General features: G+C 70.2%; 18 protein-coding genes and 1 tRNA gene. 12 read left to right on the top strand and 7 right to left on the bottom strand.

Going from position 1 to position 19,894, the window contains the following annotated elements:
* Positions 1 to 81: 81 nt before the first annotated feature.
* Positions 82 to 339 carry a hypothetical protein gene (locus ACZ5VQ_RS28880; RefSeq protein ID WP_055616059.1) on the top strand — a complete coding sequence of 86 codons (258 nt, stop codon included), beginning with the start codon at positions 82 to 84 and terminating at the stop codon, positions 337 to 339.
* A 113-nt stretch (positions 340 to 452) separates the two neighbouring features.
* Positions 453 to 2,270, top strand: coding sequence for a glutamine--fructose-6-phosphate transaminase (isomerizing) (gene glmS / locus ACZ5VQ_RS28875; protein ID WP_469107421.1), 1,818 nt, complete (start codon positions 453 to 455; stop codon positions 2,268 to 2,270).
* A gap of 170 nt (positions 2,271 to 2,440) precedes the next feature.
* Here the strand turns inward: glmS and ACZ5VQ_RS28870 are convergent, their stop codons facing one another.
* Together ACZ5VQ_RS28870 and ACZ5VQ_RS28865 are read right to left on the bottom strand one after the other, a co-directional pair.
* The gene (locus ACZ5VQ_RS28870) at positions 2,441 to 3,010 is read right to left on the bottom strand and encodes an acetate uptake transporter (RefSeq protein ID WP_469107420.1); all 570 of its coding nucleotides are present in this window, start codon (positions 3,008 to 3,010) and stop codon (positions 2,441 to 2,443) included.
* A gap of 236 nt (positions 3,011 to 3,246) precedes the next feature.
* Positions 3,247 to 3,771 carry a universal stress protein gene (locus ACZ5VQ_RS28865; RefSeq protein WP_055616056.1) on the bottom strand — a complete coding sequence of 175 codons (525 nt, stop codon included), beginning with the start codon at positions 3,769 to 3,771 and terminating at the stop codon, positions 3,247 to 3,249.
* Between the two features lie 347 nt (positions 3,772 to 4,118).
* On the opposite strand from ACZ5VQ_RS28865, the gene ACZ5VQ_RS28860 reads away from it, so the two are divergent.
* The 5 genes from ACZ5VQ_RS28860 to ACZ5VQ_RS28840 all read left to right on the top strand — a co-directional run bounded on the left by ACZ5VQ_RS28860 (position 4,119) and on the right by ACZ5VQ_RS28840 (position 7,933).
* Positions 4,119 to 4,502, top strand: a complete 384-nt coding sequence (locus ACZ5VQ_RS28860; RefSeq protein ID WP_469107419.1) for a hypothetical protein — start codon at positions 4,119 to 4,121, stop codon at positions 4,500 to 4,502.
* A gap of 377 nt (positions 4,503 to 4,879) precedes the next feature.
* Entirely contained in the window at positions 4,880 to 6,109 is a 1,230-nt protein-coding gene (locus ACZ5VQ_RS28855; RefSeq protein WP_469107418.1) for a helix-turn-helix domain-containing protein, read from the top strand.
* A gap of 150 nt (positions 6,110 to 6,259) precedes the next feature.
* The gene (orn, locus tag ACZ5VQ_RS28850) at positions 6,260 to 6,862 is read left to right on the top strand and encodes an oligoribonuclease (RefSeq protein ID WP_362077464.1); all 603 of its coding nucleotides are present in this window, start codon (positions 6,260 to 6,262) and stop codon (positions 6,860 to 6,862) included.
* A 94-nt stretch (positions 6,863 to 6,956) separates the two neighbouring features.
* Positions 6,957 to 7,029 (top strand) — tRNA-His (locus ACZ5VQ_RS28845).
* A 256-nt stretch (positions 7,030 to 7,285) separates the two neighbouring features.
* Positions 7,286 to 7,933, top strand: coding sequence for a hypothetical protein (locus tag ACZ5VQ_RS28840; protein WP_469107417.1), 648 nt, complete (start codon positions 7,286 to 7,288; stop codon positions 7,931 to 7,933).
* Positions 7,934 to 7,979: 46 nt separating this feature from the next.
* Here ACZ5VQ_RS28840 and ACZ5VQ_RS28835 read toward each other — a convergent pair whose 3' ends face one another.
* Positions 7,980 to 9,035 carry a LacI family DNA-binding transcriptional regulator gene (locus tag ACZ5VQ_RS28835; RefSeq protein ID WP_469107416.1) on the bottom strand — a complete coding sequence of 352 codons (1,056 nt, stop codon included), beginning with the start codon at positions 9,033 to 9,035 and terminating at the stop codon, positions 7,980 to 7,982.
* 495 nt (positions 9,036 to 9,530) lie between these two features.
* Between ACZ5VQ_RS28835 and ACZ5VQ_RS28830 the strand changes: the two genes are divergently transcribed.
* The 4 genes from ACZ5VQ_RS28830 (at position 9,531) to ACZ5VQ_RS28815 (ending at position 14,340) form a co-directional block, all read left to right on the top strand.
* Positions 9,531 to 10,853: an ABC transporter substrate-binding protein gene (locus ACZ5VQ_RS28830; RefSeq protein WP_469107415.1), complete on the top strand. Its 1,323-nt coding sequence runs from the start codon at positions 9,531 to 9,533 to the stop codon at positions 10,851 to 10,853.
* Complete coding sequence (locus ACZ5VQ_RS28825; RefSeq protein WP_469107414.1) at positions 10,850 to 11,878, top strand: carbohydrate ABC transporter permease; 1,029 nt, start codon at positions 10,850 to 10,852, stop codon at positions 11,876 to 11,878. Before ACZ5VQ_RS28830 ends, ACZ5VQ_RS28825 begins: the two co-directional genes overlap by 4 nt.
* The gene (locus ACZ5VQ_RS28820; RefSeq protein ID WP_469107413.1) at positions 11,875 to 12,792 is read left to right on the top strand and encodes a carbohydrate ABC transporter permease; all 918 of its coding nucleotides are present in this window, start codon (positions 11,875 to 11,877) and stop codon (positions 12,790 to 12,792) included. The genes ACZ5VQ_RS28825 and ACZ5VQ_RS28820 overlap by 4 nt, the downstream gene beginning before the upstream one ends.
* Before the next feature lie 117 nt (positions 12,793 to 12,909).
* Entirely contained in the window at positions 12,910 to 14,340 is a 1,431-nt protein-coding gene (locus tag ACZ5VQ_RS28815; protein ID WP_469107412.1) for a GH1 family beta-glucosidase, read from the top strand.
* Positions 14,341 to 14,529: 189 nt separating this feature from the next.
* Here ACZ5VQ_RS28815 and ACZ5VQ_RS28810 read toward each other — a convergent pair whose 3' ends face one another.
* The 3 genes from ACZ5VQ_RS28810 to ACZ5VQ_RS28800 all read right to left on the bottom strand — a co-directional run bounded on the left by ACZ5VQ_RS28810 (position 14,530) and on the right by ACZ5VQ_RS28800 (position 18,274).
* A complete protein-coding gene (locus tag ACZ5VQ_RS28810; RefSeq protein WP_469107411.1) occupies positions 14,530 to 16,026 on the bottom strand; it encodes a glycoside hydrolase family 18 protein in 1,497 nt (498 codons plus the stop codon).
* A 134-nt stretch (positions 16,027 to 16,160) separates the two neighbouring features.
* Entirely contained in the window at positions 16,161 to 17,564 is a 1,404-nt protein-coding gene (locus ACZ5VQ_RS28805) for a HAMP domain-containing sensor histidine kinase (protein WP_469107410.1), read from the bottom strand.
* Complete coding sequence (locus ACZ5VQ_RS28800; protein WP_469107409.1) at positions 17,561 to 18,274, bottom strand: response regulator transcription factor; 714 nt, start codon at positions 18,272 to 18,274, stop codon at positions 17,561 to 17,563. The genes ACZ5VQ_RS28805 and ACZ5VQ_RS28800 overlap by 4 nt, the downstream gene beginning before the upstream one ends.
* Positions 18,275 to 18,384: 110 nt before the next feature.
* Between ACZ5VQ_RS28800 and ACZ5VQ_RS28795 the strand changes: the two genes are divergently transcribed.
* Positions 18,385 to 18,936 carry a hypothetical protein gene (locus tag ACZ5VQ_RS28795; protein ID WP_469107408.1) on the top strand — a complete coding sequence of 184 codons (552 nt, stop codon included), beginning with the start codon at positions 18,385 to 18,387 and terminating at the stop codon, positions 18,934 to 18,936.
* Positions 18,937 to 18,991: 55 nt separating this feature from the next.
* On the opposite strand, the gene ACZ5VQ_RS28790 is transcribed toward ACZ5VQ_RS28795, so the two are convergent.
* Complete coding sequence (locus tag ACZ5VQ_RS28790; protein WP_469107407.1) at positions 18,992 to 19,882, bottom strand: spermidine synthase; 891 nt, start codon at positions 19,880 to 19,882, stop codon at positions 18,992 to 18,994.
* Between the last annotated feature and the right edge of the window lie 12 nt (positions 19,883 to 19,894).

Genomic DNA, 19,894 nt, shown 5'->3' with positions numbered 1-19,894 from the left:
CCCATAAGAGTTTCAACAGCCTCGTGCCCGAAATCGGGCAGGATTCTTGCGATTGCCAGCGCTTTACCTCAGGATCGACGGGTGCACGACGAACTTGTTGATCATCTGACGCGCTCCTCGCCCCTCAGCCGGGGCGAGGCACTGCGGGTGATCCAGGACGTCCTCGCCTACTTCGACGAGGCGACCGACGACTACGTCCGTCGCCGCCATCGCGAGCTCCAGGCTCAGGGACTGGTGAACTCGACGATCTTCGAACGCATCGCGGCGGACCTGAAGTACCGCGCGGTCGCACCGCCCGAGCTCACGCTCAGACAGCTGCGCCGCATCGTCTACGGCTGACGGCCGAGGGACGACAGAACCGAACAGAAGCACTGAGCCGAACAGAACGACAGAGCCGGTCACGACGGAGCCGCTTCGGCGCGGCCGGCCGACAGAGGGGAACCGAAGAACGTATGTGCGGAATCGTGGGATACATCGGCAGGCGTGATGTGGCACCGCTCCTCCTCGAAGGCCTGCAGCGCCTCGAGTACCGCGGCTACGACTCGGCGGGCATCGTCGTGACGTCTCCGAAGACGGCCGGCCTGAAGATGGTCAAGGCCAAGGGCCGGGTCCGTGACCTGGAGGCCCGCGTCCCCAAGCGCTTCGCCGGCACCACGGGCATCGCCCACACCCGCTGGGCCACCCACGGCGCCCCCTCCGACGTGAACGCGCACCCGCACATGTCGGCCGACAACAAGGTGGCCGTCGTCCACAACGGCATCATCGACAACGCCTCCGACCTGCGGAAGAAGCTGGAGGCCGACGGCGTCGAGTTCCTCTCCGAGACCGACACCGAGGTCCTCACCCACCTGATCGCCCGTTCCCAGGCCGAGAAGCTGGAGGACAAGGTCCGCGAGACCCTCCGGGTCGTCGAGGGCACGTACGGTATCGCCGTGATGCACGCCGACTTCGCGGACCGCATCGTGGTGGCCCGCAACGGCTCCCCGGTCGTCCTCGGCATCGGCGAGAAGGAGATGTTCGTCGCCTCGGACATCGCCGCGCTCGTCACGCACACCCGCCAGATCGTCACGCTTGACGACGGCGAGATGGCGACGCTGAAGGCCGACGACTTCCGTACGTACACGACCGAGGGCACGCGCACCACGGCCGAGCCGACCACCGTGGAGTGGGAGGCCGCCTCGTACGACATGGGCGGCCACGACACGTACATGCACAAGGAGATCCACGAGCAGGCCGACGCCGTGGACCGTGTGCTGCGCGGCCGGATCGACGACCGGTTCTCGACGGTCCACCTCGGCGGCCTGAACCTGGACGCCCGCGAGGCGCGCCAGATCCGCCGCGTGAAGATCCTCGGCTGCGGCACCTCGTACCACGCGGGCATGATCGGCGCGCAGATGATAGAGGAGCTGGCCCGGATCCCCGCGGACGCCGAGCCCGCCTCGGAGTTCCGCTACCGCAACGCGGTCGTCGACCCCGACACGCTGTACGTGGCGGTGTCCCAGTCCGGTGAGACGTACGACGTCCTGGCCGCCGTGCAGGAGCTGAAGCGCAAGGGCGCGCGGGTTCTGGGCATCGTGAACGTGGTCGGTTCGGCCATCGCCCGCGAGGCCGACGGCGGCATGTACGTGCACGCGGGCCCCGAGGTCTGTGTCGTCTCCACCAAGTGCTTCACCAACACCACGGTCGCCTTCGCGCTGCTCGCGCTGCACCTGGGCCGCACCCGTGACCTGTCGGTCTCCGACGGCAAGCGGATCATCGAGGGCCTGCGCAAGCTGCCCGGCCAGATCACGGAGATCCTCGACCAGGAGGACGAGATCAAGAAGCTCGCCGAGCAGTACGCCGAGGCGCGCTCGATGCTCTTCATCGGCCGGGTCCGCGGCTATCCGGTGGCCCGGGAGGCCTCGCTGAAGCTCAAGGAGGTCTCGTACATCCACGCCGAGGCCTACCCCGCCTCGGAGTTGAAGCACGGGCCGCTCGCGCTGATCGAGCCCGCGCTGCCGACGGTCGCGATCGTCCCGAACGACGACCTCCTGGAGAAGAACCGCGCGGCCCTGGAGGAGATCAAGGCCCGCAGCGGCAGGATCCTCGCCGTGGCCCACGAGTGCCAGGAGAAGGCCGACCAGACCATCGTCGTCCCGAAGAACGAGGACGAACTGGACCCCATCCTGATGGGCATCCCCCTCCAACTCCTCGCCTACCACACGGCGTTGGCCCTGGGCAGGGACATCGACAAGCCGAGGAACCTCGCCAAGTCGGTCACGGTGGAGTAGGCGCTCCCTCACAGGGCGCGGGGCTGTGACACTTGCCGCTCCGCCGCGTGGGCGCGACGAGCCCCCACACCCGCAGAGGCCGAACATGAGGACGGACCCCACGTGTCGCCACCAGAACACGGGGGTCCGTCCACGGGCCGGGGCCGCCCAAAACCCCGGCAGGCTGCCCTTTAGCCGGTTGCCGTCACGCCCCGGCCGGCAGCACGACGCGGCATGGCCGTAGGCCAGTGAGCCAGCGCCGCGGTCGCCGCGTACCAGGCGGCCAGTCCGCCGACGACCGCGAACCACCCACCCACCTTGGCAAGCCCCGCGGAGTCACCGAACTGCGCGATGGCGAGCAGCACCATCGCCACGAAGAGCAGCCCGTACGCTCCCCTGGTGAGCGGCGCCGAGGCGGACGCCCCGAGCGTCAGGCTCAGTGCGACGAGCGCGAAGAGCAGCAGGAACAGCCCCGCCGCGTTGTCGGAGACCTGCGCGTCGGCGCCGACGCCCCAGGTGAACCAGAAAGCCCCGAGCCCGGCGAACGCCGTACCCGTGAACGTGTCGCGGTCGCGGAAGGCCATGAGACCGGCGACGAAGAGGGCGATGCCACCGACATAGGTGGCGAGAGAGACGGAGTCGGCTGCCGTGACGCCGTCGATCACTTCGGTGTGACCGAGGCCGAAGGCCAGCAGGGTGAGTCCGAGTGCGAGGTGGCCGAGGGTCCAGGTGGTGCTTCCCGCAGAGACGTCGTTGTCCACGGCGGGCTCCCTTCGTGCATGTGCTGTTGTGCGGTGACCGGTATATGCCCTTCACAAGCGCACAAACACATCTACGCGCGAGTAGATTTACCCGACACGTAAAGGAAGTTGACCTTTCCCACGGCTCATCTCACCTGGGACAACGCCGAGTTGCGAAACGGCAACACCGAAGGCGTTCGAACAAGGGTCGAAACAGAGGCGATCAGCGGTCGGTCGGGGGAGCGGCCGGAGGCCGATCAGGGGATGACGACCACCGGTCGCTGCGCACGCTTCGCGAGCCGGCCGGCGACGGAGCCGAAGATGCGTCCGACGATGCCGTGGGTCGATCCGACGACGATCGCGTCCGCCTCGTACTCCCGCCCCACCTCTTCGAGTTCGTGGCAGATGTCCCCGCCGCGCTCGACGAGGATCCAGGGGACCTCGGCCAGGTACTCCGCACAGGCGAGTTCGAGCCCGAGCACCTCGGTGCGGTGATCGGGGACGTCGACGAAGACCGGGGGCTCGCAGCCCGCCCACACCGTGGTGGGCAGCCGGTTGGCGACGTGGACGATGATCAGGCCCGAGCCGGAGCGGCAGGCCATCCCGATCGCGTACGCGAGGGCGCGCTCGCTCGATGTCGATCCGTCGAAGCCGACGACGACGCCGTGCTTGAAGGCGGGATCGCAGGACTGACGTGGTTCTTCCGCCGCCAAGGGCTCGGCCGCCGTGGGATCGGCGACGGGGCGCTTGCGGTCCGCGGGTTCGAATTCGTGACCGGCCATGAGTGTCTCGGCGTTCGGATCCTCGTGGGTGGGACGACAGGTGCTACGGAGCTGTGTCCGGGAATCATCTTCCCAACCCCATACCCCCAAGGGTACGGCGGCACGCCTCCTCTGCCCAGATCCCGCTCTCGCCGCGGGAGGGTTCCCCGGAGCATGCACGAGAGCATGCCCGTAACGCAATGGTTGCTGCCCCGTACAGGCGGTTTGCACAGCGTTCACCCAGGCAGGAAGCCCCGGGGCGGGTATTCGGGGCGCCAGGGCACCCCGGGGAAGCTTCCGGCTCCCCGTGACCGGCGGCTCGAACACGCGTTGAACCCCCGTAAGCCACCGCCCCAGGGAGCCCCACCGTGTCCGGACGACCCTCGACCGCGCCCCAGCCCCCCTCCAGGACACCCGCCGCCCGCTCCGCCGCCACCCAGGACACGGTGAGCGACGTGGTCCGCTGGGCGGCCTTCAGCTGTGTCCTGGTTCCGGTCGTCCTCGTCGGGTACGGGACCTCTCTGGCGGGCGCGGCCGGCACGGCCCTCGGCCTGGCCGCGGTGACTGGGGCGTGCCAGGTGCTGCTGCGCCGGTCCGAGCGGGGCGCGGCACGGCTGCGCACGGAGGAGCCGGCACCGCATCATGCGCCCCGCGGCGAGGAGCCGGGGCCGCATCATGTGCCCCGCGGCAGGGTAGGCGCGGGAGCGCACCGGGGCGGTCGGCATGCCGGTGGAAATACGCCGGTTGACTGACCGGTTTCCGCGCACGAGCCCGTTGCTTTTCAGCCAACTTCTGGACACCGCCCACCCCTTGGCCGACCAGGCCCCCAACCCCCGTTCGACCTGCACTTAAAGGGCCCAGTAGGGTGCCCGCACCCTACTGGGACCGGCCACGCGGGGCAGGCGCACTTCCCTGTACGGCCCACGAGTGCAACGCTTCGTGATCGAATGCTTCACGCCAAGTTGCCATGTCGACAATCTGCCGAGTGCTGAACTGGCCACCTCGGCACCACGGGACACAGTAGATTCGATCTTGACGTCTTACGGCGGGGGACTCGTGCAGGACCGAGGGGAAACGTGCAGGAGCGACACAACCGAGGAGCCGCGACCACCGAGGGGGGCTTAGCAGTATGAGCCACGACTCCACTGCCGCGCCGGAAGCCGCGGCCCGGAAACTTTCCGGGCGACGCCGCAAGGAGATCGTCGCGGTGCTGCTGTTCAGCGGCGGCCCCATCTTCGAGAGTTCCATACCGCTTTCGGTGTTCGGGATTGACCGCCAGGACGCCGGCGTGCCGCGCTACCGACTACTGGTGTGCGCCGGCGAGGAAGGCCCACTGCGGACCACAGGAGGCCTGGAACTCACCGCGCCCAATGGGCTGGAGGCGATCGCCCGGGCAGGCACGGTCGTCGTGCCGGCCTGGCGGTCGATCACCTCACCACCACCGGAGGAGGCGCTCGACGCACTGCGCCGGGCCCATGAGGAGGGTGCCCGCATAGTCGGGCTGTGCACCGGCGCCTTCGTACTCGCGGCGGCCGGACTGCTGGACGGCCGTCCCGCGACAACACACTGGATGTACGCGCCGACGCTGGCCAAGCGCTATCCGTCGGTGCACGTCGATCCCCGCGAGCTGTTCGTGGACGACGGCGACGTACTCACGTCGGCGGGCACGGCGGCCGGGATCGATCTCTGCCTGCACATAGTGCGGACGGACCACGGGAACGAGGCAGCCGGAGCGCTGGCCCGCCGTCTGGTGGTCCCGCCCCGGCGCAGTGGCGGTCAGGAGCGCTATCTCGACAGGTCTTTACCAGAGGAGATCGGCGCCGACCCGCTCGCGGAGGTCGTCGCCTGGGCGCTGGAGCACCTCCACGAACAGTTCGACGTGGAGACGCTGGCGGCACGCGCGTACATGAGCAGGCGTACGTTCGACCGCCGGTTCCGCTCGCTCACCGGGAGCGCTCCCCTGCAGTGGCTGATCACGCAGCGGGTGCTCCAGGCGCAGCGGCTCCTGGAGACGTCCGACTACTCGGTGGACGAGGTGGCGGGCCGTTGCGGCTTCCGCTCCCCGGTGGCCCTGCGCGGCCATTTCCGCCGGCAGCTCGGCTCGTCCCCCGCCGCGTACCGGGCCGCCTACCGGGCCCGCCGTCCGCAGGGCGAGAAGCAGTCGGACTCGGACGGTTCCGGCGCGCCACCACCGCCACCGGTGCAGCAGGAGGCACCCGTGCCGCTGCAGACCCGGCGCACGGCGGCCGCTCACGCGGTCGGTCCGGCGACGTCGTCCCTCTCCACCGAGGGACGGGCCGGCGCGGAGATGTACGCGGGCGGCCGGGCGAGCCTGCCCGGTCAGCGGAGCGCGCCCTAGCCGCGACCGTGTCGGAGCGTTGTGTGCCGGCCCCGGACCGTTGTGGTCCGGGGCCGGCGCGGTTTTTGTCCGTCATCGGTGCCGACATCGGTGCCGACTGCCGAGGTCCCGGCCCTGCCCGGGTGCCGGGGCGGGCCGTAGGGTGAGCCCATGAACGATCGCATGGTGTGGATCGACTGCGAGATGACCGGTCTCTCGCTGTCGGACGACGCGCTCATCGAGGTGGCCGCGCTGGTGACCGACTCGGAGCTGAACGTACTCGGCGAGGGAGTGGACATCGTGATCCGCCCGCCGGACGCCTCGCTGGAGACGATGCCGGACGTGGTGCGCCAGATGCACACGTCCTCCGGCCTCCTCTCCGAGCTGGCCGGTGGCACGACCCTGGCGGACGCGGAGGAACAGGTCCTCACCTATATCCGTGAGCACGTCAAGGAACCGGGCAAGGCCCCGCTGTGCGGGAACTCGGTCGGCACGGACCGCGGCTTCCTCCTCCGTGACATGGCGACCCTTGAGGAGTACCTCCACTACCGCATCGTGGACGTCTCCTCGGTCAAGGAGCTGGCCCGCCGCTGGTACCCCCGGGCGTACTTCAACAGCCCGGAGAAGAACGGCAACCACCGCGCGCTCGCCGACATCCGCGAATCCATCGCGGAGCTCCGCTACTACCGCGAGGCGATCTTCGTCCCGCAGCCCGGCCCCGACTCGGACACGGCCCGCAGCATCGCCTCGAAGCACGTCCTACCTGCGGAATAGCCCCCACCGAAACACGGGCGCGAGCACCCCTTCGGACCCTGTACACTTTTTCTCGGCCGGTCGGTGAACCACTCGGAGAACCAACCCGGTCATGGTGGGTGTAGCTCAGCTGGTAGAGCACCTGGTTGTGGTCCAGGATGCCGCGGGTTCAAGTCCCGTCACTCACCCTGAAAGTACTGAGGGCCGATCCGCGTCAGCGGACCGGCCCTCAGGCGTTTCCCGCACCACTCGGCACCACTCGGCACCACTCGGCCACCGGACTGATCGAATTCCCCGGCGGTACTGGACTGCCCCTCCCGCACCCCGTCACAGTTACGAGCATGCTGGAGGCAGTCGTCGGGGTGGTCGGGGTCGTTGTCGGGGTGGCGGGGGTGGTCACGAGCTATGCCGGGCATCGGCACTCCGTGCGGGAGTGCGGCGCGGGTGACGGCCATGGCCCGGGAGGTCGAGGAGCGGGAGCGGGAACTCGCGAGGGAGGCCGAGCGCCGGGCGGAGGTGGTGCAGGCCTCCCTGGTGCAGGTGGTGATGAGGAGCCGGCCGTCGCCGCTGGCCGAGCAGTGGGTCGGCTGGAGTCTGCAGGCGACGAACGGGAGCGACCAGCCGGTCAGGGACGTCGCTCTGCACTACGACGGCCGGCCGCTCCCCACGACCCTCACCGGCGGACTGCTGCACGCCGGGGAGAGCGTCAGCGCCCTGCTGCCCACGAGCGACACGAGCCTCGGTCCCGCCCATCCCTCCCAACCCGCCCTCGGTGTCGTGGAGTTCACGGATGCGGCGGGAGTCCGGTGGCGGCGGTCGGCCACGGGAATGCTGGAACAGCGGTACGGGAGCGGGAGTTGGGACACTCGGCCCCCGCGGGTGGCTCCCTTTCAACCGCCCGCCCAGACGGGGGTGTACGGCCGGCCGGACCCTGCCGGACCTCCGGGCGCGGGCCCGGCACAGCCACAGCCACAGCTGCGGACACGGCCGCGGCCCCGGTCCCGGGAGCCGCTGCCCCGGTCGGTGTCCGCCGTGATGGTGCTGGTCGGCGCGGGCCTGATCGCCTGGGCGGTGTGGTCCCTCACCCGGTAGGGCACACCCGGGGGCCATCACCCGCCCCGGAGTCCCGGACCTCCCCCTACGAAGACGCCCGTGCCACCAGTTCCGTAGGAAGAACCAGCTGCCGCCGCTCCAGCCCCCGGGACACCGCCGGGCGGCGGTCCGCGATCTCGTCGATCAGGAGGCCGAGCATCGCGCGGCCCATGTCCTCGATCGGCTGGCGCACACTCGTCAGGGGCGGGTCCATGTGGCGGGCGATGGCCGAGTCGTCGTAGCCGACGAGGGCCACGTCGTCTGGTATGCGGCGGCCCGCCTCGCGCAGGACCTGGCGGGCACCGGCCGCCATCACGTCGGAGCCGGCGAAGACCGCGTCCAGGGTCGGGCAGACGGAGAGCAGCTCCTTCATCGCCCGGCGGCCGCCCTCCTCCGTGAAGTCACCGGGGACGATGAGGCGGTCGTCGACCTCGCGCCCCGCCTCGCGCAGCGCCTCGCGGTAGCCGTCGACACGGCGCTGGGCACCGAACACGTCCAGGCGTCCCGCCAGGTGGGCTATGGTCCGCCGGCCCTGGGTGATCAGGTGTTCCACGGCGAACCGGCCGCCGCCGAAGTTGTCCGAGTCCACCGACGGCAGCGTCTCGTCGGCCGAGCGCCGGCCGCTGATCACCGCCGGTATCTCCAGCTGGGCCAGCAGGTCGGGCAGCGGGTCGTCCGCGTGGACCGAGACCAGCAGGACCCCGTCCACCCGGTGCGCCGCCAGGTACTGGGCCAGCCGGCGCCGCTCCCGGTCGCTGCCCGCGAAGATCAGCAGGAGCTGCAGCTCGGTGTCGGAGAGCGCCGCGCCCACTCCGCGCAGCATGTCGGAGAAGTACGGCTCGGCGAAGAAGCGGGTCTCGGGCTCGGGGACGACCAGGGCGATCGCGTCCGTACGGTTGGCGGCGAGGGCACGGGCCGCCGTGTTGGGCACGTATCCCAGCTCCGCGACCGCCGCCTCGACGGCCGCGCGGGTGGCGTCGCTGACCCGCGGGGAGCCGTTGATCACGCGGGAGACCGTGCCGCGGCCCACACCCGCGCGCGCGGCGACCTCTTCGAGGGTCGGCCGTCCGCCGCTCCGGCTACGCGCTCCGTGGACTGCCATGGTCCGCCTCCCGTCCGGCACGGCTCTCGCCGTGCTTGGCCTGGAATGTAACAGTCGTGATCGGGACCGGGCTCCCGGAGTCCGGGCCTCCGCACTCCGGCCGTACTCCCCCGGCGCCCGCCCGGGGAGGCCGCCCCGAAGCCGCCACCCGTCCGCCACCCGTCCACGTCACGTCCTGGACGCGTCCGCGGCGAAGGCACTCCGAGGCCGATCCGGAGCCGTCCCGAGGCCGTCCCGAAACCGTCGAAGACCTACTCTCCCGAACCCAACCGCCGTTAGCTAACAGCCCGATAACTGAAGACATATCTCTATGCCCTCTCCCTTGACACCCCCGCGCCGAGCGACGAACCTTCAACACATCACCTGTGGGAGCGCTCCCACAGTACCTGACACATACACATCCCGCACGTTCCCCGCCCGAGCCGCAGCGTGAACTAACGGGCCCAACAATGCAGTTGGCCGGGGGGTCGGCACGTCAGGCAACAGGAGGACGCAATGCGCACGAGTACCCGCGGGTCCCGCAGGCTGATGGCCCTCGCGGCCGTCGCCGCGCTGACGACGGGGCTGCTTGCCGGCTGCGCCGAGGACTCGGACGACGGCTCGTCGAACTCGGACGGCGGTAGCGGCGGAGGCAAGACCACGCTGACCATCGGCACCTTCGGTGTCTTCGGCTACAAGCAGGCCGGCCTCTACGACGAGTACATGAAGAAGAACCCGGACATCACCATCAAGGAGAACGTCACCACCCGTACCGACGTGTACTGGCCGAAGACGCTCACCCGTCTGCAGGCCGGTTCCGGTACCGACGACATCCAGGCGATCGAGATCGGCAACGTCGCCGAGGCGGTGCAGACGCAGGGCGACAAGTTCGTCGACCTCGGCAAGGAGGTCGACAAGTCCCAGTGGCTCGACTGGAAGACGGCGCAGGGCACGACCAAGGACGGCAAGACCATCGCGCTCGGCACCGACATCGGCCCGATGGCCATCTGCTACCGCAAGGACCTCTTCGAGGCGGCAGGTCTTGAGACGGACCGCACCAAGCTCGCCGAGCAGTGGAAGGGCGACTGGTCCAAGTATGTCGACGTCGGCAAGGAGTACATGAAGAAGGCGCCCAAGGGCACCAAGTTCGTGGACTCCGCCTCCTCGGTCTACAACGCGGCACTCGGTGGCGGCAGCGAGCGCTACTACGACGAGGACGGCAACGTCATCTGGGACAAGTCCACGGGAGTGAAGGACGCCTGGGACGCCTCGATGGAGGTGGCGACCAGCAACATGTCGGCGAAGCTGAAGCAGTTCGACAAGCCGTGGGACCAGGCCTTCGCCAACGCCAGTTTCGCGACCGTGGCCTGCCCCGCGTGGATGATCGGCTACATCCAGGAGAAGTCCGGTGAGGCCGGCAAGGGCAAGTGGGACGTGGCGGCCGCACCCACCGCGGCCAACTGGGGAGGCGCGTTCGTCGGTGTGCCCACGGCGGGCAAGCACCAGAAGGAGGCCATCGCGCTCGCGAAGTGGCTGACCGCCCCCGAGCAGCAGGCGAAGGTCTTCGCCAAGCAGGCGAGCTTCCCGTCGACCCCGTCGGCGTACCCGAGCCTGAAGCCGCAGGCCGACACCACGGCGTTCTTCTCGAACGCGCCGATCACGCAGATCTTCTCCGACTCGGCGAAGACCATCCCGACGCAGATCTTCGGCATCAAGGACCAGCCGATCGGCACGGCCATCACGGACATCGGCGTCCTGCAGGTCGAGCAGAAGGGCAAGACCCCTGACCAGGGCTGGGACGCGGCAACCAAGGAGATCAAGGACGTGCTCGGCCAGTGACCAGCTCCAAGCAGGCTCTCGCGCAATCCGCGTCGAGCGCCGACGCCGCGCCCGGCTCCCAGCCGGGCGCGGCGCGCCGTGCTCACGGTCGCGGTACACCGCCCCCGGGCCCCGACTCCTGGCGCAGCCGGCTGTACCGCTGGGACATGAAGGCGTCGCCGTACGCGTTCATCGCCCCCTTCTTCATCTTCTTCGGCGCCTTCGCGCTCGTCCCGCTCCTCTACACGGCCTGGTACTCGCTGCACAACGTGCAGCTGTCCAACCTGGACCAGCAGACCTGGGTGGGCCTGGACAACTACCAGAACCTGATGTCCTCGGACTTCTTCTGGGGAGCGCTGCAGAACACCTTCACCATCGGTGTGATCTCGACCGTGCCGCAGCTGATCATGGCGATCGGCATCGCGCACCTGCTCAACTACAAGCTGCGTGGCTCCACCATGTGGCGCGTCGTGATGCTCACCCCGTACGCCACCTCGGTGGCGGCGGCGACCCTGGTGTTCGTGCTGCTGTACTCCTGGGACGGCGGCATGATCAACTGGCTGCTGGGCTTCGTCGGGGTCGACCCGGTCAACTGGCGTGAGTCCAACTGGGGTTCGCAATTCGCCGTCTCCTCGATCGTGATCTGGCGGTGGACCGGCTACAACGCCCTGATCTACCTCGCGGCGATGCAGGCGATCCCCTCCGACCTGTACGAGTCGGCGGCACTGGACGGCGCGGGCCGCTGGCAGCAGTTCCGCCATGTGACGGTCCCGATGCTGCGGCCGACGATCCTGTTCACGGTGGTCGTCTCCACGATCGGCGCGACGCAGTTGTTCGGCGAACCGCTCCTGTTCGGCGGAGTCAGCGGTTCCAAGGGCGGCTCCGAGCACCAGTACCAGACGCTCGGCCTGTACATGTACGACCAGGGCTGGATCATCGGCAACCTCGGCAAGGCGTCCGCGATCGCCTGGACGATGTTCCTGATCCTGCTGATCGTCGCCGCGGTCAACCTGCTGATCACCCGACGGCTGAGGAAGTCCCAATGACCACTTCGGAACTGACGCCTCCTCAGGCAAAGGCTGACGCGGCGGGCAAGGGCGGCCCGGACGGCACCGGGCGCCGCCGGCTGCTCGGCGCGGGCAAGCAACTGCACGCGGGGCCCCTCACCTATGTCGTCCTGGCCGTCTTCGCCCTCGTCTCGCTGGCGCCGCTGCTGTGGACCGTGGTCGCGGCCTCGCGCACCGACCAGCGGCTCGCCCAGACGCCACCGCCGCTGTGGGTCGGCGGGAACCTGTTCAAGAACCTGGAGACCGCGTGGGAGGAGGCGGGTCTCGGCACCGCGATGCTCAACAGCACGATCGTCGCCTCGACCATCACCGTCGGTACGGTCCTGTTCTCCACGCTCGCCGGGTTCGCCTTCGCCAAGCTGCGGTTCAGGTTCTCCAACGTTCTGCTGCTGCTGACCATCGGCACGATGATGATCCCGCCGCAGCTGGCGGTCGTCCCGCTGTACCTGTGGATGAGCGAGCTGGGCTGGTCCAACCAGCTGCAGACGGTCGTCCTGCCCACCCTGGTCAGCGCGTTCGGTACGTTCTTCATGCGGCAGTACCTGGTACAGGCGCTGCCCAGCGAGCTGATCGAGGCGGCGCGGGTGGACGGCGCGAGCAGTCTGCGCGTCGTGTGGCACGTGGTCTTCCCGGCGGCGCGGCCGGCGATGGCCGTACTCGGGCTGCTGACGTTCGTGATGGCCTGGAACGACTTCCTGTGGCCGATCATCGCGCTCAACCAGCAGAACCCCACCGTGCAGGTCGCCCTCAACTCGCTCGGCACCGGCTACGTACCCGACCAGGCGGTGATCATGGCGGGCGCGCTTCTCGGCACCCTGCCGCTGCTCATCGCCTTCCTGCTGTTCGGCAGGCAGATCGTGGGCGGGATCATGCAGGGCGCGATCAAGGGCTGACCCGCCGCGCCCGGACGAGGGGGCCGAGCCGCCGCTGCCTCGGCCCCTGTTCCTCTCCCCCCTCCGACCCCATATTCCCTGGTCTCCTACGACCTTTCCTCCCATGGGAGCGCTTCCATGTCTGAGCCCGCAACGCCCGTGACCTTCCCGCCCGCCTTTCTCTGGGGCGCGGCCACCTCCGCGTACCAGATCGAGGGGGCGGTGCGGGAGGACGGCCGTACGCCCTCGATCTGGGACACGTTCAGTCATACGCCCGGCAAGACGGCCGGCGGCGAGAACGGCGACATCGCCAACGACCACTACCACCTGTACCGCGACGACGTGGCCCTCATGGCGGAGCTGGGCCTGACCGCGTACCGCTTCTCGGTGTCGTGGTCCCGGGTGCAGCCGACGGGCCGCGGCCCCGCCGTCCAGCGCGGCCTGGACTTCTACCGCCGTCTGGTCGACGAGCTGCTCTCCCACAACATCAAGCCCGCGCTCACCCTCTACCACTGGGACCTCCCCCAGGAGCTGGAGGACGCGGGCGGCTGGCCCGAGCGCGACACGGCACTGCGGTTCGCCGAGTACGCGCAGATCGTCGGTGAGGCGCTGGGCGACCGCGTCGAGCAGTGGATCACGCTCAACGAGCCCTGGTGCAGCGCCTTCCTGGGGTACGGATCAGGGGTGCACGCCCCCGGTCGCACGGACCCGGAGGCCTCCCTGCGTGCCGCTCACCACCTCAACCTGGCGCACGGGCTCGGGACTTCGGCTCTGCGCACCGCGATGCCTGCCCGCAACAGCATCGCGGTGAGCCTCAACTCCTCGGTGGTCAGGCCGCGTTCGCAGGACCCTGCGGACCTGGTGGCGGTCCGGCGCATCGACGACCTGGCCAACGGCATCTTCCACGGCCCGATGCTGCACGGCGCGTACCCGGAGACCCTGCTGGCCGACACGTCGTCGATCACGGACTGGTCGTACGTCCTGGACGGCGATCTCTCCCTGATCAACCAGCCGTTGGACGCGCTCGGCCTCAACTACTACACGCCGACGCTGGTCGGCGCCGCCGAGACCGCCCTGAGCGGCCCGCGCGCGGACGGCCACGGGGCGAGCGACCACTCGCCGTGGCCGGGTGCGGACGATGTGATGTTCCATCAGACTCCGGGCGAGCGTACGGAGATGGGCTGGGCCATCGACCCGTCGGGCCTGCACGAGCTGATCATGCGCTACACGAGGGAGGCCCCCGGGCTCCCCATCCACATCACCGAGAACGGCGCCGCGTACGACGACAAGCCCGACCCGGACGGCCGCGTCCACGACCCGGAGCGCATCGCCTACCTCCACGGCCATCTGTCGGCCGTGCGCCGGGCGATCACCGACGGCGCGGACGTCCGCGGCTACTACCTGTGGTCCCTCATGGACAACTTCGAGTGGGCGTACGGCTACGACAAGCGCTTCGGCGCGGTGTACGTGGACTACGCGACCCAGGCCCGTACGCCCAAGTCGAGCGCACTCTGGTACGGCGAGGCGGCCCGGACCGGGGCGCTTCCGTCGGTGAACACGACCGAATAACCCCTCTCTCAGGGGGGACACGGCGGGCGGGGGACGGGGCGCGGCACTGTGAGGGGAGTGCCGCGCCCCTCCGCGAACCCCGGCCGGGTGGGGGGAAAGGCCGGCCGGGGCGCATGACCCCCGTGCGGAGATGGCTGGTTGGGCTTCCTGCGGGGCTGCCCGCCGGGCTGCTCGGGGCTGCTCGTCGGGCTACTTGTAGGCGGCGAAGGCCTTCGAGAAGGCGTGGGGGTCCTGGAGGATCGAGCTGCAGGTCGCGTCGGCGGAGGGCTTGGTGCCGCCGGGGCACTGCTTGTCGCGGGTGGCGGACCACATGGAGAGCCAGCCGATCCCCTTCGACTTGGCGAAGTTCACGAGCTGGGTGGCGTCGTCGACCTTGAAGATCTCCGTCACCACGTCGTTGACGCCGATCATCGGGGTGACGGCGACCGCCTTCCAGGCCGCGGACTCGGACAGGCCCAGAACTCCCTTGATCTGCGCCTGCGTCGCCGTCGCGGCCTGTTCGGCGTAGGTGCCCATGTCGCCGCTGTACGCCGGGCCGTAGTCCATCGCCATGATGTTGACCGTGTCGATGCCCACGCCGTTCGACTTGGCGTCGGCGAGCAGGTTCACGCCGTCCTGGGTGAGCCCCTCGGGCATGACGGGGAGGGTGAACGAGACGTCCAGGTCCGGGTGTTCGGCCTGGAGCGTGGCTATCGCCTTCGCCCGGCGGGTGTTCGCCGCCGTGTCGGGGAGCGCGCCGCCCTCGACGTCGAAGTCGACCTTCGTGAGCTTGTACGCGTCCACCACCTTCTCGTACGCCGCCGCGAGGGCGTCCGCCGACGAGCAGTTGAGGGCCAGTTCCGAGCCGGCCGCGCCGCCGAAGGAGACGCGGACGTCGCCGCCCTTGGCGCGCAGGGCGCCGATCTGCGCGGCGACCGCGTCGGTGCCGAGGTCCGTCACTCCGCCCCACTTGGGGGTGCAGCCGCCGCCGTCCGTGACGAAGGCGAGGTTGTAGTCCTTCACACCGGTGGCCGTCGCGGCGGCGACCAGGTCGAAGGCGGGGTAGAGGGAGGTGTCGACGTAGGGCGCGAAGCCGGCGGTGGCCGCGGTGCCGCCGCCGGTCGACTCGGAGGGCTCGGAAGGCTTGGAAGGCGAGGCGGTGGGGTCTGCGGTCTGGGAGGAGGTGGCCGTGGGAGTCGCGGTCGGTTTCGGTGTCTCCGTCCCCGTCCCCGTCCCCGTCCCCGTCCCCGTCGGGCGGCCGGTCGGTTCCGGGGTCGCCCCGTCGTCCACCGAGCACTTGGCGTCGTCGATGAGACAGCCGGTGGGGGCACCGGAGCCGTTCACCACGAAGCCGACCGTCACCGACTCGCCCTTGGCCAGCCCGTCCTTGTCCCAGGCGGGCGGCTTCACGATGACGTGCCGGCCGCTCACACTGGACTCGCCGTTCCACAGGGAGCTCAGCCCGGCCCCGGACGGCAGGTCGAACTCCAGCGTCCAGTCCGTCTTCGCCGCACCGGTGTCGTTGGTGACGACGTACTGCGCGGTGTAGCCGGTCGACCAGTCGCTGGTCCTGGTGTAGGCGGCGCCGACCCCGGCCGCCTGCGCCGTACCGGAGAACACGAGGGCCCCACCGCCGACCACGGCCGCGGCGACCACGCCTCCGATCGCCTTGTTCCTGCCGTTGACCGTGCGCCGGTGCGTGCTCATGGCGTGCCTGCCTTCGCTGTTCCGGGAGTCCCCGAGGGGGTCACGGGAGGGGGGTGGGGTGCGGCAGCACGCTAGCGAGCCGGAAACGGGCAAACGGCCTGATCCGGACGGGGGTCGGGGATCTTAGGGTGCGCTTAAGGAAGAGATCGGGACCGGTTAAAGGTCGAGACCAATTTGGCCGATCGGCGGCGGCGCACCGAGCCCCGGTGACCTCGCCGCTCCGGCTCCCGGCCGTCCAGCTGGATCCAGATCCGGACCTCGGTCCCGCCCAGGACGGAGCGTCCGATCCGTACGTCCCCGCCCGTCGACTCCGCGAGCCTGCGCACGATGTCGAGCCCGAGCCCGGTCGAGCCGTCGCTGCCCGATCCGCCGCCCCGCGCCATCGCCGCCTCGGGGTCGGTGATGCCCGGGCCCGCGTCCGAGACGAGCACGATGACGGCGTCCTCGCCGTTGTGCACGTCGACCGCGAAGGCCGTGCCCTCGGCGGTGTGCCGGAACACGTTCCCGAGCAGTGCGTCGAGCGCGGCCACCAGGTCGGCGCGGGCCACGGGTATCCGTACCGGCCGGTCGACCCCGGCCACTCGCACCTTGCGCCCCTCGTCCTCCGCGAGCGCCGACCAGAAGTCCATCCGCTCCCGGACGACCTCGGCCGCGTCGCACCCGGCGCCCACGCCTATCGCCGCGGTCTGCGGTTTGGCGTCCCGGGCGGTCCGGATGATCGTGTCGACCTCGCGCTCCAGCTGCGCGACGGCGGCCCGGGTCTGCTCGGCGGCGGGCCCGTCCCCCAACGAGGCCGCGTTCAGCCGCAGCACCGTCAGCGGGGTACGCAGCCGGTGCGAGAGGTCGGCCGCCAACTCCCGTTCGTTCGCCAGCAGTTGGACGACCTGGTCGGCCATGGAGTTGAAGGCGACCGCCGCGAGCCGCAGTTCGGTCGGCCCCTCCTCGGGCACCCGGGCGCCCAGCTTCCCCTCCCCCAGCTCGTGCGCGCTCTCCACCAGTCGCTGCGCCGGCTGCACCATCCGTACGCCGAGCCGGTCCGCCACCGCGACCGAACCGACGATGAGCGCGATGCCGACCCCGGCGAGCACCGCCCAGGCCGTGGCCACGCCGTTGGTGACCTCCGACTCGGGCACGTACACCTCGACGACGGCGATCTCGCCCGAGCTCAGCGCGACGGGCTGGAGCAGCGTGGAGCCGCCGGGGACCTCGGTCGTGGAGGCCCGGCCCAGCTTCCGGGTGGTGGCGATGTCCTTGCCGACGGCGCGCTGCCGGCCGAGGTCGACCGCCTCCACACCGTCGCTCGCGGGTATGTGGACGGCCATCCCGGCGTCCGAGCCCGCCGAGGCGACGACCTTCTCCAGCTGGCCTCGGTCGGTGGTGATGGAGAGGGCGGGGGCGATGGCCGCGGCCTCCCGCTCGGCGTTCGAGAACGCGCGGTCCCTCGCCATCTCCCTGATGACGAGCCCGAGCGGCACCGCGAAGGCCACCACGACCATGGTGGTCACCGCCACACAGACCTTGACCAGTGCCCATCTCATCGCGGCGGCTCCGCTCCCGACGGCCCGGGCGGCTCCAGCTTCACACCCACTCCGCGCAGGGTGTGCAGATAGCGCGGTCGGGCCGCCGTCTCGCCGAGCTTCCGTCGCAGCCAGGACAGATGGACGTCGATGGTCTGGTCGTCCCCGTACGACTGCTGCCACACCTCGGCGAGCAGTTCCTTACGGGCCACGACGACCCCGGGCCGCCCGGCGAGGAAGGCCAGCAGGTCGAACTCGCGCCGGGTCAGATCGAGTCGTACGCCGTCCAGCTCGGCCTGGCGGCGCAACGGGTCGATGGCCAGACCGCCGACGCGGATCTCCGGCGACGGCGGGGCCTCCCCGGCCGAGGACCGGGCGCGGCGCAGCACCGCCGCCATGCGGGCCGCCAGGTGCTCGACCGAGAACGGCTTGGTCAGGTAGTCGTCCGCGCCGTCGTTCAGCAACCGCACGATCTCCGTCTCGTCGTCGCGGGCGGTCGCGACGATCACGGGCACGTCGGTGATGCCACGCAGCATCTTCAGCGCCTCCGACCCGTCCAGGTCGGGCAGGCCGAGATCCAGGATCACGACGTCGAAACGGAAATGGGCGACCTCGCGCAGCGCCTCAAGTGCCGTACCGACACTGCGCACCGTGTGCGCGGCCTCGGTCAGATGCCGGATGAGGGCCGAGCGCACGAACTGGTCGTCCTCGACCACGAGCACACTTGCCATGGCCCGCACCGTACGCCATAAGGGTTGGGCCGGTCCGGGGCCTGTGGATAACCGTCCGGGCGGCACCGACAGGGGACATGTGTGGGGCGCGTGGGGCAGTATGGCCCGCGATGCGCAGAGGACTCGTACACGGCTTGGCTTGGTCGCTCGCCACGGGCGCGGCGGTCACGCTGTCGTGGTGGGGCGTCCACACCGTGATGGCGGGGACGGCGTACGACCCGCCGCGCGCGCTGCCGATCACGGCGGACGGGACGACCGCGCAGGGCGCGAAGCCGCTTGCCTCCTCGACCAGTCGGCCCGAGTCGGGGCCCGGGTCCGGACCGTCGAAGAGCCGTGAGCCGGGTGCGGGGCGTTCGCCCTCGGCCCCGTCCTCGTCCTCGCCTCCTTCCTCGCCCTCGCCCTCGAAGTCGGCGGGTGCCACTCCTGGCGCGGGCGCCTCCGGCCAGGTGAAGAGTTACGACACCGATGGGGGCCGGGTCGTGTTCGACCTCGGCAAGTCGTACGCGTCGCTGGTGTCCGCGACGCCCGCGTCCGGGTGGTCGATGCAGGTGTGGAAGACCGAGACGTGGATTCGGGTGGAGTTCTCGGCGGGGGCGGATCGGGTTTCGGTGTTCTGTACGTGGCACGACTCTGCGCCGCGGGTTTCTATCAACGATTACTGAGCGCCGCGGGTGGCTCGGTCTGTGGATTGGCCGCGGGTGCGCCTGCGGGGCATTCCTACCGGAACACCGACGGCGGAGGTGCCGGTGAGGCCACTGCTGCCGCGTCCGTCACCGGGGTCGCCCCTCCGGTGAAGTCCCGTAGCGCCTTGCCGTGTTCGACTCTTGCCGGGTGGGGGTCGGAGGCGGCTCGGCGGGTCAGTTCGAGTACGGGGAGGGGTAGGGCCGAGGCGATCAGTACGGCGTTGCCGAAGCGTTTGCCGCGCAGGACCGTCGGGTCGGCGATGAGGGCGAGTTCGGGGAAGACACCGGCGGCGGTGGCGACCTGGCCGCGCAGGTGCGCGAGGGGTGGGCCGTCGGCGAGGTTGGCGGCGTACAGGCCACCGGCGTTGACGACCCGGCGTACGTCGGTGAGGAACTCGCCCGACGTCAGGTGCGCGGGGGTCCGTGCCCCGCTGAACACGTCGGCGATGACCAGGTCCGCCCAGCCGTCCGGCACTTTGGCGAGCCCTTCGCGCGCGTCGACGGACCGTACGCGGATCCGGGCGTTCGGGTCCAACGGCAGTTCGCGGCGGACCAGTTGGACGAGCGCCGCATCGCGTTCGACGACCTGCTGGGTGGAGCGGGGCCGGGTGGCGGCCACGTACCGGGCAAGGGTGAAGGCGCCCCCGCCAAGGTGCACGACCTGTACGGGCCTGCTGGGCGGGGCGACGAGATCGATGACGTGACCGAGCCGGCGCTGGTACTCGAAGCTCAGGTACGAGGGGTCGTCGAGGTCGACGTGCGACTGCGGGGCCCCGTCGATGAGCAGCGTCCAGGCGCGCCCCCGGTCCCGGTCGGGCATGAGCTCGGCAAGCCCCCCGTCCACACTCTCGACGACGGCCGAGGCAGCAACACGTCTGTCCCCGCCCCGCTTGTCGCCCGCCCGCTTGTTCTTAGCCCTCGCCATCCACCCATTATC

The organism is Streptomyces sp. NPDC033178, from assembly GCF_055577685.1.
The sequence above is the reverse complement of the archived record's forward strand: the minus strand, read 5'-3'. Positions and strand labels throughout refer to the sequence as shown.

Coding starts and splice junctions, on each gene's coding strand:
- glmS (WP_469107421.1), top strand. CDS start 453: ATGTGCGGAATCGTGGGATACATCGGCAGGCGTGATGTGGCACCGCTC.
- ACZ5VQ_RS28865 (WP_055616056.1), bottom strand. CDS start 3,771: ATGGCCGGTCACGAATTCGAACCCGCGGACCGCAAGCGCCCCGTCGCC.
- ACZ5VQ_RS28855 (WP_469107418.1), top strand. CDS start 4,880: ATGAGCCACGACTCCACTGCCGCGCCGGAAGCCGCGGCCCGGAAACTT.
- orn (WP_362077464.1), top strand. CDS start 6,260: ATGAACGATCGCATGGTGTGGATCGACTGCGAGATGACCGGTCTCTCG.
- ACZ5VQ_RS28835 (WP_469107416.1), bottom strand. CDS start 9,035: ATGGCAGTCCACGGAGCGCGTAGCCGGAGCGGCGGACGGCCGACCCTC.
- ACZ5VQ_RS28830 (WP_469107415.1), top strand. CDS start 9,531: ATGCGCACGAGTACCCGCGGGTCCCGCAGGCTGATGGCCCTCGCGGCC.
- ACZ5VQ_RS28820 (WP_469107413.1), top strand. CDS start 11,875: ATGACCACTTCGGAACTGACGCCTCCTCAGGCAAAGGCTGACGCGGCG.
- ACZ5VQ_RS28815 (WP_469107412.1), top strand. CDS start 12,910: ATGTCTGAGCCCGCAACGCCCGTGACCTTCCCGCCCGCCTTTCTCTGG.
- ACZ5VQ_RS28810 (WP_469107411.1), bottom strand. CDS start 16,026: ATGAGCACGCACCGGCGCACGGTCAACGGCAGGAACAAGGCGATCGGA.
- ACZ5VQ_RS28805 (WP_469107410.1), bottom strand. CDS start 17,564: ATGAGATGGGCACTGGTCAAGGTCTGTGTGGCGGTGACCACCATGGTC.
- ACZ5VQ_RS28800 (WP_469107409.1), bottom strand. CDS start 18,274: ATGGCAAGTGTGCTCGTGGTCGAGGACGACCAGTTCGTGCGCTCGGCC.
- ACZ5VQ_RS28795 (WP_469107408.1), top strand. CDS start 18,385: ATGCGCAGAGGACTCGTACACGGCTTGGCTTGGTCGCTCGCCACGGGC.
- ACZ5VQ_RS28790 (WP_469107407.1), bottom strand. CDS start 19,882: ATGGCGAGGGCTAAGAACAAGCGGGCGGGCGACAAGCGGGGCGGGGAC.